At 40.8% G+C, this 14,448-nt stretch carries 11 protein-coding genes and 1 pseudogene; 10 read left to right on the top strand and 2 right to left on the bottom strand.

What is annotated here, in order from left to right; translation table 11 throughout:
• The first annotated feature begins 969 nt into the window (after positions 1–969).
• The 8 genes from PHO71_RS23775 to PHO71_RS23740 all read left to right on the top strand — a co-directional run bounded on the left by PHO71_RS23775 (position 970) and on the right by PHO71_RS23740 (position 10,144).
• A complete protein-coding gene (locus PHO71_RS23775; RefSeq protein WP_300208421.1) occupies positions 970–2,061 on the top strand; it encodes an extracellular solute-binding protein in 1,092 nt (363 codons plus the stop codon).
• 88 nt (positions 2,062–2,149) lie between these two features.
• Positions 2,150–3,250: an ABC transporter ATP-binding protein gene (locus tag PHO71_RS23770; protein ID WP_300208420.1), complete on the top strand. Its 1,101-nt coding sequence runs from the start codon at positions 2,150–2,152 to the stop codon at positions 3,248–3,250.
• Positions 3,247–4,908, top strand: a complete 1,662-nt coding sequence (locus PHO71_RS23765) for an iron ABC transporter permease (protein ID WP_300208418.1) — start codon at positions 3,247–3,249, stop codon at positions 4,906–4,908. The genes PHO71_RS23770 and PHO71_RS23765 overlap by 4 nt, the downstream gene beginning before the upstream one ends.
• A 98-nt stretch (positions 4,909–5,006) precedes the next feature.
• Positions 5,007–6,731 (top strand): sensor histidine kinase, encoded by a 1,725-nt coding sequence (locus PHO71_RS23760; protein WP_300208416.1) that lies wholly within the window; start codon positions 5,007–5,009, stop codon positions 6,729–6,731.
• Complete coding sequence (locus PHO71_RS23755; protein WP_300208414.1) at positions 6,724–7,494, top strand: response regulator; 771 nt, start codon at positions 6,724–6,726, stop codon at positions 7,492–7,494. The genes PHO71_RS23760 and PHO71_RS23755 overlap by 8 nt, the downstream gene beginning before the upstream one ends.
• Positions 7,495–7,722: 228 nt before the next feature.
• Positions 7,723–8,664, top strand: coding sequence for a hypothetical protein (locus PHO71_RS23750; protein WP_300208412.1), 942 nt, complete (start codon positions 7,723–7,725; stop codon positions 8,662–8,664).
• Between the two features lie 77 nt (positions 8,665–8,741).
• Positions 8,742–9,236 (top strand): GNAT family N-acetyltransferase, encoded by a 495-nt coding sequence (locus PHO71_RS23745; RefSeq protein WP_300208409.1) that lies wholly within the window; start codon positions 8,742–8,744, stop codon positions 9,234–9,236.
• 155 nt (positions 9,237–9,391) lie between these two features.
• The gene (locus PHO71_RS23740) at positions 9,392–10,144 is read left to right on the top strand and encodes a GNAT family N-acetyltransferase (RefSeq protein WP_300208406.1); all 753 of its coding nucleotides are present in this window, start codon (positions 9,392–9,394) and stop codon (positions 10,142–10,144) included.
• Between the two features lie 302 nt (positions 10,145–10,446).
• Here the strand turns inward: PHO71_RS23740 and PHO71_RS23735 are convergent, their stop codons facing one another.
• On the bottom strand, positions 10,447–11,748 hold the full coding sequence (locus PHO71_RS23735) for a sensor histidine kinase (RefSeq protein WP_300208403.1): 1,302 nt from the start codon (positions 11,746–11,748) through the stop codon (positions 10,447–10,449).
• Complete coding sequence (locus PHO71_RS23730) at positions 11,748–12,479, bottom strand: LytTR family DNA-binding domain-containing protein (protein ID WP_300208400.1); 732 nt, start codon at positions 12,477–12,479, stop codon at positions 11,748–11,750. Before PHO71_RS23730 ends, PHO71_RS23735 begins: the two co-directional genes overlap by 1 nt.
• A gap of 182 nt (positions 12,480–12,661) precedes the next feature.
• Between PHO71_RS23730 and PHO71_RS23725 the strand changes: the two genes are divergently transcribed.
• A complete protein-coding gene (locus PHO71_RS23725) occupies positions 12,662–12,988 on the top strand; it encodes a hypothetical protein (protein WP_300208398.1) in 327 nt (108 codons plus the stop codon).
• A 49-nt stretch (positions 12,989–13,037) separates the two neighbouring features.
• Positions 13,038–14,448: pseudogene (locus PHO71_RS23720) on the top strand (hypothetical protein); the annotation flags it as partial.

Below are 14,448 nucleotides of genomic sequence, written 5' to 3'. Positions count from 1 at the left end.
TACACCCCAAACCACACACACTTTGTCCTTCCGGTGAACTTGTTAAGCTTCTTGGCAGTCTTTGCAATGCGTTGGTCTTTAACATGGGTGTAAATATCCATAGTAGTAGAGAACTGATCATACCCCATAAGAACCTGTGCATTTTTCGCATCGACTCGGCGTCAAATTACTTTTTAATATCCTCACTATCTACGAACCGCTTAAATAAAGGCCTCAAAATAAAAAAATAAATATATCGGAAAAGTAATTAAAAAAGCTGAGACTACATCATCCCAAAGGGAGGTTACTGTAAAAGGAATCGCACAAGTTAAAAAGTCCACTATAGATTGTTTAGTTCGTTTACTCATATTTACCCCTTATTCCCCAAACCATATCAAAGCCATCATACCACAATATGTACATTAACAATAATTGAATCTGACAAGTTGTAATTTGTATGCATCGCGTTATCAGCATTTGACGCAATCACTGAGAAATGTAAATTTAGTAAATGAGCCATTATATGTACTTATTCCATACTTTGAGATAATTTACCACTACCACATGAATTTCTCATTGGTACTATATAAGCACAAGATTCTGATCAGATTGCAATGATTGGATACTTGCGCTTATTTTATTTGTTTTAGGCATTCTGTTCAACAGGTTGAAACTCATTTGAGTTTTCATGTAACTAACCTATTGAGTGTTAATAAGCAAGGATGGATACATTTACAAATAAGGAGGTCTATATGGTTAGCATTGGTGTAGATGTATCAAATGCGAAAAGTATAGTTTGTTTTCAGACAAAAGGATAATTGATAAGACCCACCAATATCGGCTCAATTTGAATTACGCATTGTGAAGTTTTATATAATACACTTTTTTGTTAATTTTTAGGATTTACTTACTTTCAAAATCAAGTAAACTATAAATAGTATATAAATTATATAAACAAATCTAATTTTATTTGTTAGGGAGGTTAAAGCAATGAGAGGTTTCTCACGCGTTCTATCATTCTTGCTGGTTGCAACATTGGTAATAGCATCGGGCTGCAGCCCCGCATCACAACCGGCTCCGTCTTCTTCAGCCACAGCATCAGAAAGCACAGCACAGCCATCCGGGTCCCCAGCAGAAGAACCTGTATTGGTCGTTTATACTGCACGTGGTGAGTCGCTAAACAATGCGGTGATTCCAGAGTTTGAGAAGGATACCGGTATTAAGGTAGAAGTTGTAGTTGCAGGTACAGGAGAACTTCTCAAACGAGCGCAATCTGAAAAAGATAATCCACTCGGCGATATTTTCTGGGCAGCAGATGAAACCATGCTTTCGGCTTCAAAAGAATTGTTTATGGAATATGTTTCTCCCGAAAATGAGAACATGCAGGATGCATTTAAAAATAAAACCGGCTATTTCACCCCTGCATTTGCGGATCCAACGGTTATAATTGTGAACAAAGACCTTCGGGGTAGCCTCACGATCTCCAGCTTCGAAGATTTGCTCAACCCAGAGCTGAAGGGGAAAATTGCTTTTGGTGACCCTGTAAACTCTAGTTCTGCTTTTCAATCACTCATGGCAATGCTTTATGCTGCAGGAAAAGATGGTGACCCACTATCTGATGAAGCGTGGAACTTTATAGACAAGCTGATTGCAAACCTTGATGGAAAGATGTGTAACAGCTCCAGCCAGGTATATAAAGGTGTTGCGGGAGGAGAGTATGTTGTCGGTTTAACATGGGAGGATCCAGCCGCAAACTATGTTAAGAATGGTGCTCCTGTTGAGGTTGTATTTCCAAAGGAAGGCGCAATTTTCCCAGGAGAATCTGTTCAAATTTTAAAAGGCTGTAAACATCCTGAAAATGCGAAGAAGTTCGTAGACTACATGATTTCCGAAAAGACACAAAACGCCGTAGGCATGAACTTAACAGTTCGTCCATTACGAAAAAACACAAACTTGGCTTCATATATGACCCCAATGAGTGATATTAAACTTTTTGACAACTATGATGAAAGTTGGGTCTCGGCAAACAAAACAAAGATTACTCAGCTATTTAGTAAGCACATGGAAAAATCAATGGGGTAATATTAAAACGAGGGTGTTGCATCAAAGCTTGCAATACCCTCGTCCTATCTCAATAATATTTTGACACCAAAGAAAGTAGGCTGACCTTATGGGTGTATCGATACATATAGAGGACGCAGTGAAAAGGTTCGGAAAGGATACCGTTATAAACGGGCTATCTTTAGACGTAAAGCCAGGTGAGTTTTTTACCTTATTGGGGCCTTCCGGATGTGGTAAAACAACTTTATTACGCATGATTATTGGTTTTAACAGCATTGAGGGTGGCACCATTAGTGTCGACAATAAAGTGGTAAACAATATTCCAACCAGCAAACGAAATATGGGCATGGTTTTCCAAAATTATGCGGTGTTTCCACATATGTCAGTTCGAGATAATGTAGCTTTTGGACTAAGAACGCGAAAGTTACCAGTAGCGCAAATTGCACCACAGGTAGATGAAATTCTTAAGATTGTCAAGATAGACCACCTAGCCGATAGAATGCCCAGTAAGCTTTCGGGTGGTCAGCAACAACGTGTCGCACTCGCGCGAGCAATTGTTATCCGCCCTGAGGTGCTGCTGATGGATGAGCCATTATCTAACTTGGACGCAAAGCTGCGTATAGAAATGAGAAATGCAATCAAACGTATTCAGCAAAAAGTGGGTATTACAACGGTTTATGTCACGCATGATCAGGAGGAAGCTTTAGCGGTTTCGGATCGGATCGCCGTTATGAACAATGGCATTATCCAACAAATTGATACGCCCAAAAAAATATATCAACGACCGGCTAATTTATTTGTATCTACTTTTATTGGGCTTTCCAATATTGTTCCAGCAGAAATAAGAATAGAAAATAACATGACTTGCCTAAACTTTGGCGAATACGTTTTGCCAATGAACAACTTAACCTGCGATGTGGTCGATGGCCAGCAGATAACTGTCTCAATCCGTCCCGAAGAATTCCAGATTAATTTAAATTCGCAAGAAGGTATCCCTGCCATAGTGAAAAGCAGTGTGTTTTTAGGTGTTACAACTCACTATTTTTTGGAACTTACAAATGGAAAAGAAGTAGAGGTCATACAAGACTCGGACATTTGGGATATAATCCCCGACGATACTTCGGTTCGGCTTACCGCACAGCCTCATAAGATAAACGTATTTGTGGAGGATGGTTCTCGTTCGTTGATTGCAGGGGAGGAAATTGGATGAATAGCTTCCGCGAAAAAAAGCTCAATCTGTGGTCTGGAATAACGATAGCAATCCTTGCTTTTTTTATCATATTTGTAGTCTACCCTTTGATTTTGATTCTTTATAAGAGCGTCCTTGATCCATCTGGGAACATCACTTTTTCTTATTTCACAAAGTTTTTTACCCGTAAGTTCTATTGGAGTACTTTGGTAAACAGCTTTAAAGTTACTATTGTTTCAACATTGCTCGCAGCGGCCATTGGTTTACCCATGGCATATGTTTTACACAGCATCAGGATTAGAGGCAGCAAACTACTCAATATCTTCATTGTCATTTCATATTTATCGCCACCGTTTATTGGAGCTTATGCGTGGATTCAGCTCTTAGGCAGAAACGGCTTTTTTACTAAGATAATTAATGCACTGTTCCATGTAAAGCTTGGTGGCATATATGGTTTTGCAGGCATTGTTCTTGTCTTTTCGCTGCAATCCTTTCCACTAGTTTATATGTATATTTCAGGTGCACTAAAAAACATGGACAATTCCTTATGCGAAGCAGCAGAAAGTTTGGGATGTACGGCTTTTCAGCGCATGCTTCAGATTATTGTTCCGTTGGTAACACCTACACTACTAGCGAGTTCGCTGCTCGTATTTATGCGTGTTTTTTCAGATTTCGGTACGCCAATGCTTATTGGTGAGGGTTACAAGACTTTTCCTGTATTAATGTATAGCCAGTTTATGGGTGAAGTTAGCACGGATGATCACTTTGCTGCCTCATTATGTGTCATTGTCATTGTCATTACGCTGTTGCTATTTTTTATTCAAAGATATCTTGGCAACCGCTATTCTTATTCTATGACTGCACTTAAGCCCATAGAGGCACAACAAGCATATGGTGCAAAAAGCATTTTTGCCCACATATTTGCGTATGGTATTACCCTGCTGGCAATGCTCCCGCAAATTACGGTTATCATTACTTCGTTTATGGAAACAAAGGGCGGTTCGGTATATACTGGCCAGTTTTCGCTAGATAATTATCGGAATACCCTGTTGGCAAAAGATAACTCAGCTATCACCAATACCTATCTGTTTGGTATAGCGGCTATTGTTATAGTAGTCATTCTAGGTGTACTGGTGTCCTACCTAACAGTACGTAAAAAATCGCTGTTAACCAATATTCTCGACACGCTAACCATGTTTCCTTATATTATTCCGGGTTCGGTTTTAGGAATCTCATTCCTTTATGCATTTAATAAAAAGCCTCTTTTACTGAGCGGTACTGTATTCATTATCGTCATTGCGTTGTCTATTCGAAGAATGCCCTATACCATTCGCTCCAGTACAGCCATCATTGGACAAATTAGTCCAAGTATTGAAGAAGCAGCAATAAGTCTTGGTGCATCCGAAATGAAGTCTTTTACTAAAATAACGGTTCCAATGATGCTCCCAGGTGTTTTGGCAGGTGCCATTATGAGTTGGATTACACTTATTAGCGAGCTAAGCTCATCAGTTATTTTGTACACTAGTAGAACAAGAACGCTAACTGTTGCAATTTATTCCGAAGTTATTAGGAGTAACTTTGGCAATGCAGCAGGGTATTCAACAATATTGACCTTGACCTCTGTCATTTCGTTATTATTATTCTTTAAACTGACTGGCAAAGAGGACATTAGTGTGTGAAAGGTAGAGTGGTACCAGTTTTGTCTGGTGCCATTTGCCATTTATTTGGCAATACATTATTATGGAGATAATACTAATGAAGCAACGGAGGTAGGCAGATGCGGAGCAAAAAATACAGCGATCATTTAAAGCATACTTTTTTTAGATATGCAGTAATGCTTATTTTACTAATGTTCATCTTGTTTATTGGCTTTATGATTGCAAATATTTTGCTCACAACAATTTATACAAATGAAAGATCTAACAAAACCTTGGCAACGTTTTTCAATTCACAAATGAACAATTTGCAAGCCACTGTCGAGCAGATGAGTACAGACAAGATTATTATTGAATGCCTAACAAATGCTGATAATGAGACTATTACAAATGCGAACCGCCTGTTGTATGACTTTTCGGTTTCACATACGCTTCGTCCAATTTTTGTATTATTAGACCGAGATTTTAACATTACTTGTTCCAATTTGTTCGAAGATAACCGCAAAACATTCCTACAAAGTGCCATGATACATAATGTGGCTGAAAAGTTGGATGACAACAGCGATGTTTTTAGTTGTGTGAGCAGAATGGATTACAACAACGGCCAGTGTTGCGACTTCCTTTTTGCAAAAGCAATATTTCAAAATAATTTGCCAATTGGCTACCTTTTTGTAGATGTTCGTGACGAGTACATCTATGACTATGTACGAAACCTTTCTGTCGATAAAGTCATTATAACCGACCGCTTTGATAATATTATTTTTATAACATTCCAACCACTCACTGACCCTATTGGAAAATACCCGACAGGAAAGTTTCAAATCGAGCGAACACACAAAAATACTGTTTCAATCGATGACCGCCCATACTATGCAGGTTATAGCACGCTAGCGTACGATGACATTCAAATACATACTTTTACCTCGGTGGAAATGCAAATTAAAATGTTTATCTACGGTGCAGTTTTTCTGCTAATAATGAGCGTTATTTTAATTTTAGCCATCAGTTTTTTGAGCGATATTGTAGTTTGCAAAAATCTTCGCTCCCTGGATGAATTAGTCTTAGCTGTATTACAGTTAAGTGAGGGGAATATCGCCTATAAAATTCAAGCTACGACTTATGATGAATTTCAAACATTATATGACGCCTTTAATGGTATGACCGCACGACTGGAGGAATTAATAAAGAAAAATGAGGAACTGGCAGAGCACAAAAGATTAATGGAAGTGAAGCATCTTAAAGCACAGTTTAACCCACATTTTGTTTTCAATGTTATGGAGGCATTGCGATATGAAATCATAATAAACCCACATAGCGCCTCCGATATGGTAGTTGCGTTTGCTCGGTTAATGCGATACAGTATAAACTATGGAGATTCGATGGTCCCACTCAAAACCGATATTGAGTATGTAAATAACTATCTTGCACTCCAAAAGCTTCGGTACAATAAGCGCCTGGAATATAACATCCATATAGATGAGAACCTGATGTCTTGTAAAGTCCCTAAGTTGCTTATTCAGCCTATAGTGGAAAACTGTCTTAACCATGGTGCGAATAATGCAAAGTTTATTCACATAGAAATTTCAGGTGCGTTATGCCAAAAAGATGTGCTGGAATTAACAGTTTCCGACAACGGTAGTGGTATTGAACCAGAAAAACTGGCAATGATTCAGTACAACTTAGATCATGAAAATGTGGACCCAAACCATATTGGTCTCTATAATGTACACCGCGCATTGCGCTTGCAGTTTGGCCCGGGATTTGGACTTTCGATTGACAGCAAACCAAGCCAGGGGACAAGCGTTATGCTACGAATTCTGGTGGAGGAGGGGATAAACAATGTATAGGGTACTGCTGGTTGAAGATGAAGACATCATTAGAAAAGGCCTTATGTTTCTTGCAAACTGGCCAAGTATTAATTGTGAAGTTGTAGGTGAAGCAAACGACGGGCAGGATGGCGCTGATAAAATAATGCTCCTTAAACCAGACATTGTTATAACTGATGTAAAAATGCCTATAAAAAACGGCATAGAAATGCTAAGTGAAACCATTCCAAATAATAGTTTTGAAACCATTATTCTTTCAGGATATAGCGAGTTCGAATATGCACAAAAAGCAATGAGCTTAGGGGTAACAGAGTATCTTCTAAAGCCACTAGACTATGAAGAACTTTATGTCTCGCTAAAAAGGCTCATTGCTCGCCTAAAAGAGAGCAATCAGTTGGAGAACTATCGAAAACAGTCAGAAGAAAATAAGATATTAGATTCCAAATTGATGGATAACACAGTTGGTTTAAATAAACATGTGATAGACATTCTTGACTTTATTCGAGAGCACTACTCAGAGCATATTACCCTGGCGCAGCTAAGCGATACTTTTAAGATCTCTGGCACTTACGTTAATTTAAAATTGAAAGCTGAAATAGGATATACATTTAACGATTATCTAAATCGCTATAGAATATTACAGGCCATTGCACTACTGAAACAAGGAGAACTCAAGGTTTATGAAATATCTGAAGAAGTGGGCTTTCGCGATTATAAATATTTCATAAAGGTATTTAAAAAATACACTGGATATTCGCCAGCAAAGTTTTTAATATTAATCTAACAACTTGCGTCAATAACCACCAGTAACGAGAACTGGTAGCAGACCAGGTCGAGGTCAATTGAGGATAATTCTCTTCTACTATGCAGTCTGGCAGATTTCAGCTGCGCTTAATGTTTAAATAAATGTGAAAGCATTCTCATAGTTTAACGCTCTTTCAATTAGAAATTTTACATAGTACAATTCTTCAATCGAAAAAAATTAGTTGTACAGAATCGAAAGGAGTTCTCAGTGGCGTATTATGATGAAAAAGTTCAACTTCTTCGGCAGCAAGTTGAACAAAAAAAGCATAAAGAGTCTAAGCTAAAAGAATTATATACTCAACGTGAGACTTTGAGTGCCAAAGCCGATGCACTCAGAAAAGAAAAGTTGGACGAGCAAGCCGACGTTGATCGTCTGGAAGGCCATAGTTTAACCGCCTTCTTCTATGGCGTTATTGGCAAAATGGATGAAAAGTTGGATAAAGAGCGCGAAGAAGCCTATGCTGCCAGCGTTAAGTATGATGTTGCCGCACGTGAGTTTTCTTCAGTTGAGGAAGATATCAAACGTTACGAAGCAGAGATTGACCAACTTGGTGAATGCGAGCAGCAGTATGCACAGGCGTTCAAAGATAAGCTGGAAGCCATTAAATGCCTCGGTACTAAGGAGGCTGAGGAAATTCTTCGTATCGAGGAACATATCTCTTATCTGGAAGGACAGATTAAGGAAATTGAAGAGGCACTTGGGGCGGGCAGGGCTGCGCTTGAGACCACCGATAGTGTTCTGTCCAGCCTTGATAGTGCAGAAGGCTGGGGTACTTGGGACTTGCTGGGCGGTGGGTTACTATCGGATATGGCAAAGCACAGTCATCTGGACGAAGCGCAGCAACGGGTCGAGTATTTGCAGGTACAGTTGCGCCGTTTTAAAACAGAATTGACCGATGTAACGATTCACGCAGATATGCAGGTTAGCATTGATGGCTTTTTGTGCTTCGCGGACTATTTCTTTGATGGTTTGTTTGCAGATTGGGCAGTATTGAATAAAATTAATCAATCCCAAACTCAGGTACAGAATACCAAAAGCCAGATTGAAATTGTCGTAGACCGCTTAACGGCTATGCTCAGCGCTACTAATAAAAGCCTTGAAAATGAAAAAATAGTACTGAATGATTTAATCACTAAGACAACAATATAAAGCGAGGCAACTAAAAAGGAATTACCTGACTTTTATACTACGCAGCAGCGAAATCCTATTATATACAGCGCACAAGGATGATTGATTCAACAAAAAAGGGAGAACAAATGATAAAAGATCTTATATTAAGAAAAGCATCAGATCTAGATATGGGTAATATTATCCAGTTAGAAGTAGATGTTTTTAATTGTGAACAACAAATTCCTTCAGCGCTGATCCCGATACCCGCTGAAAACTCTCCACAATGGTGGTGCGCATTACTGGACACATCGATTGTCGGGGCAGTTGCTGCATGGGAAGACAAGAACCGAGTGCATTGGGGTAGATTTGCAACCAGACAAAACTATAGAGGACTGCATATTGGCCAAAAATTAGCTCAGTTTTCTCTCGAAGCTTTGTTTTCTCAAGGAATCGAAGAGATCTATATGGACGCAAGAGATATCACAGTGAAAATTGTTTGTGATATGGGCGGAAAGATAATCGGAAAGTCAACAAATTTTTATGAAAGTTCTGTAACACCAGTTGTTCTATATAAAAAGGATTATTATAGAAGAAAGAATTTGAACGGTTAATTGAGCTTGAGGTTTGCACGATGTGCCCAATAGACAAGCCCGGAATGCAACCTTAGGAGCTAATTTGAGATACATAACTGGGATTGGTATCATAATCAAAGGTGTACATGGTCTCCTTTAACGAAAAGGAAGCTGTAAGAGGGGCAAATGAAAATATGAGTACTGATTTTGTGAACTTAACAACAGAAAACCTTGACCATGAGCATTTGTGCTGCATTATCCGCAGTAAAAAGCTCCATGAAGGTATTGAATCAAAGCGGCAATGGCTTTCAGACCGACTAAAAGAAGGTCATGTCTTTAGAAAACTAAATGCAAAAGCTACTGTTTTTATTGAATATGCTCCCCTTGAATCAGCCTGGGTTCCCGTAATTGGTGACAACTATTATTATCTTTATTGCTTATGGGTTTCTGGTAGTTACAAAGGAAAAGGTTATGGAAAATCGTTGATGGAGTATTGTTTGGCTGACGCCAAAGAAAAGGGCAAATCTGGCATATGTATGCTCGGGGCGAAAAAGCAAAAATCCTGGCTTTCAGACCAATCATTTGCAAAGAAGTTCGGATTTGAGGTTGTTGATTCTACCGATAATGGATATGAATTGCTTGCGCTCTCTTTTGATGGAACAGCACCAAGATTCGCGCAAAATGCTAAAACCCTGAAAATTGAAAGCAAAGAGCTAACAATTTATTATGATATGCAATGCCCCTATGTCTATCAAAACGTTGAGACGATAAAACAGTATTGCGAAACGAATGATGTTCCTGCTTCGTTCATTCAAGTGGATACGCTGCAAAAGGCCAAAGAATTGCCCTGCGTTTTTAATAACTGGGGCGTATTTTATAAAGGCAATTTTGAGACGGTGAATTTGTTGTTAGATGTCGCCTACTTAAAAAGAATACTAAAAAAATGAAAAGCAATTTGCTTTTTCATTTATTATTAAGACTATCTAAATCTCAGTTTATCTGTTCGATTTGTACTAACTAGGCAGCTCGGCGGCGATAATCAGCTGCGTATTGTGATTATTTAAGGGACAAGCCAGAGGGCATTCTTCTAGGCTTATATTTTACTTCAACAACAAAATACTCCACTCAGCTCAACATACGAGTAGTCGTAAAGACAACTTGTGAACTGAGGATCAAGGTAGCTGAATACGAAAAATCAGAACCGTCTAGGAGAGAATCCTAAGCGGTTCTGATTTTTTAGCATACTTTATCATACTACTGCCATTTCCTTCTTCAACGGAAGCATAAGCTGCAAAACAAACACCCCATCTGCGGTTTCAAAGGAGTAAAGTCCGCCGTGCCGCTCTACAATGGCAACCATGCTCTTGATGCCAAAGCCGTGACCTGCCTCATTGCTTTGTGACTTGGGCAGCTCTCCTTCCATCTCAATCTTGCCTATATAGGCATTTTCAGTAGAAATGACCAGCTTGTCACTGTTGACCAGTGCATGAATATAAACCTTTCGGAGCTTGTCGTCCATCACCTGTGCGGTGGCAGTGAGCGCATTCTCCAGCGCATTGGAAAGAAGTGAGCAGAGCTCGGTATCGTTTATTCCAAGTGTTTCTGGCAGTTTGATATCTGTGCACAGAATAACGCTATCCTTTTTTGCCCGTGTTTCAAAAGTGGATAAAATCAGATTAACTGTTTCATTTTCGCAGTAACGAACGGGGGTCAGTGCATTAATATCAGCTTCTGTAATGGAAAGATATTCTTTTATTTTCTGTATATCTCCCTCGGCGGCAAAACTCCCAATCAACGATAGATGGTGGCGCATATCATGGCGATACATCACGGTGCTTTCCTGCATTTGCCTCATGGTGTCAAGTTCCGACTGGGCTTGATGGAACTGAGTGGCAAGGATGTCCCTCTCCCTCAGAGCGTCAGTCTGCTTCTGCGCTTCAGTATGGTATAGAAGCACAAACCCAAAGTAAATCGCCGATATAAGAGAAGGCGTAAACTGAACTGCACTTCGCGCTCCCGAGTACAGTAAATCAGAATAAACACCGGTTGTGTAATCGAACACGTAATATAAAAAAGGTACTGCGCCAAAGATCAGGCACGCCTGTGTTGACTGCTTCATAAACTCTTGAACTGAGCGGGCTACACACCTCTTGATGAAATAGTACACCACAGCCATAACTGCAATACTACAGATATGGTCGGCAGACGGGCTCTTAAAAATCCCCCGAGCTACTGACCCCGCCCAGCGAGGTGCCTGATAGCAGAGAAAAGCTGCCATCACACTGCTTACAGACATCAACCATGGACGCTTGAAATATAGCACAAGGAGCATAATCAACGGCAGGTGCATGATGATAGGATAAATTTTGGAGGTAAACTGCAAGCCCAGCGTCCACCAGAATAGCATTTGAATGAAAAATATAACTGCGCAAAAGCAGGCGGCAGCCAGTCTGTTGGCGCGTGTACTTTCCACACCGGAAAATAAAGATGACACAGTCACACCGAACACCAAAACCAAGCCGTAGCGAAGTGTACTTAAAATAGTAATCATTACAGCGTATTTCCCTCCTCGTTCGGAGATAGTAGATATTTCATATACGCTGTCTTTGTCTGCGCAAACAATTCCCTTGCCACAGGTACGGTTTTGCCTGTTATCATTACAAAGCCTGATTTATCAAGAGCCGTCACCTGACGCAGATTTACGATATAAGAGCGATGCGGCTTCAAAAAGCTTGCATCTAAAAGCAAATCTTTTTCAAATTCCACGAGATAGCCGTAAGAATCCTTTACATCACCGCTAACAAGGGTAAATTGCACCTTGCGGTTCATCACTTCAACATATACAATTTTCGAAAGAGGCAGCCTTACAAGGCTGTCTCCTGTTTTTAGTGTCAGGTAAGCTTCTCCCCTCGAAATTTTTGCAAGCAGCTTATCAAGAGTAGGAAATATCTCATCTGCCTGTACCGGCTTTAATATGTAATTTTCGGCACTCACACGATAGCTCTCCACGGCAAATTCACGGGAGGAAGTCAAAAAAATAATGGGTATAGTCTTATCAGACAGTCGGATTTCCCTTGCTGCCTCCATGCCTGTGAAACCCGGCATTAGGATGTCGAGAAGCAGCAGGTTAAACTGCCGCTTGTTCATTGCATCCAAAAGGTCTGTGGCGCAATGAAAAGTTTCGTATGTAATTGAGTTTTCCCGCTGCCTACGGTATTGCTCCACTAAGGCGGTGATATGACAAAGATCGTCTATGTTATCATCACAAATTGCAAGACGCATCGGCCTCTCCTCCAAACACGATTATCGAAGAACATTTTACCATGCATAAAAAGTGGCTTCAAGTGTCATTTTTTACGGTTTGTGCGGTGAAAACTACGATTCGTGCGGTAAACAAATCTATTTAGCAAAAGTATGATATTTTTTGTAATATCATGTGTTCTTTGAGGATGGGAGGATGTTATATGACCACGGCCGTACTAGGCTGGTTTATTGCAGGAATCTGCTTTACAGCCTTTATTATCTTATGGTTTTGGGTCAGCTACAGAGAGATTTATGTTAAGCGTTGTAGCCTTGATGCCATCAGCGAGCAGGTAACAATGCACCGAAAACTATTTATGCAGGAGCGGGGCGGCGCATATGACGCATCGGCTCAAAATGTGCTTTCGAACAAGCTCCTCGCCTACGGCAAGACGGAAGAGGAATATAACGCAATGCTAAAAAAGCCATTGCATTGTATCCCGGCTTATATCTTTGGCTTTCGCCCCACAGGAAAAGTGGACAAGCTGTAATTTGTACCTACCAAAATTGCAAAATAATACACTCGAAGGGGACAATAACATGGATAAGAGAATACTTAGCATGCTTCTTGCACTGTGCATGTTGTTTACAGTGCTGCCGAGCTCGGCTCTAGCCGAGGTGAATACGCCAATTGAAACAGAGACGGAAATTATTGCATTTGCGGCACTGGCTGAAACAGAGAAAACAGTACCTTTGGGCATGCCCGAAGCGGATTTAGAGCTTCCGGAAAACCTGATGGCTACGGTAATAACAACAATCACCACAGACAGTGGAACCCAAGACAGTGGAACCCAAGACAGTGGCGTAACATCAAAAGAAGAGGACACCCTCGTCCCAGTGACATGGATTTGCGAAGCTGGGTACAACATGGATACCGCGGGCGTTTATACCTTTAGACCGGTAATAAACGGATATACGATAAGTGCTGTTTTGCCGGAGATTACCGTGACTGTGGGCGAAAGTGCTGCGCTTATGATGCCGCGTACGGCGGGTGATCCAACGGAAGTCAACAATTTGTCCGAGCTTCAAACCAAAATCGATAATGCGACAGGCGACCTTGACCTAAAGCTCTCGGATAAATACACCTATAGTGAGGGCAAACTGACCATCATAAATAATTATAATTTCACTCTCGATCTAAACGGCAAAACGCTCGATGGCGGCGATAATGCTGCAATTGAGATAAATTGCAATGGTACACTTACAATTATCGATAGCGGCACAGATGGTACGGTTACTGCCGACAATCCTTCCTCTGGTTCCGGCACAATATATATTGAAAAAGGTAACCTCGAGATAACAGGCGGAACGGTCAGTGCGGTCTACTGCGCAATTTACAACAATGGCGATGGTGCGGTGAACATTTCGGGCGGCACGGTGAGCTCAACTAAAAGTAAAGCGATTTATAACAAGCTTACTGGCACGGTGAGCCTCACAGGCGGCACGATAACCTCAAGTGAAGATACAGCTATTTATACCAACTACGAATATAACGGAAAAATTATAATCCCAAGCGGTAACCCTCTCATTATGGGCGCAATTCAGGCAATGAACAAAGCCCCCGATTTGAGCGGCTATGACGATGGAAATATTTATGGAAGCACCACTAGTACAAACGGCACTGGTGTGGGCGGAATTACCAAAAGCGATATTGACACAGATGCAGAGGTTCGGAATTACAAAAGCCTAAGCTTTTGGCAAGGCACCTCGCTCGAAACCTATACCATCACCTTTGACGCCAACGGTGGCGGCGGTACGTTGGCAGACCGTACTGCTTCGCGTGGCGTTGCATTCACACTGCCTGGCGGCTGGGTCTTTAGTGCCCCCAGCGGCATGCGATTCAAGGCTTGGGCAATCGGCAGTCCCTCTGGTGTGTTGGTATATGAGTGGGATAGCCACATGTTTATGGCTGATACCACTGTTTATGCTGTGTGGGATGATGCCTTCGCCG

Origin of the sequence: Bacteroides sp., assembly GCF_028690125.1 — a bacterium.
Classification (GTDB): domain Bacteria; phylum Bacteroidota; class Bacteroidia; order Bacteroidales; family Bacteroidaceae; genus Bacteroides.
This window is presented reverse-complemented; position numbering and strand designations above follow the sequence as displayed.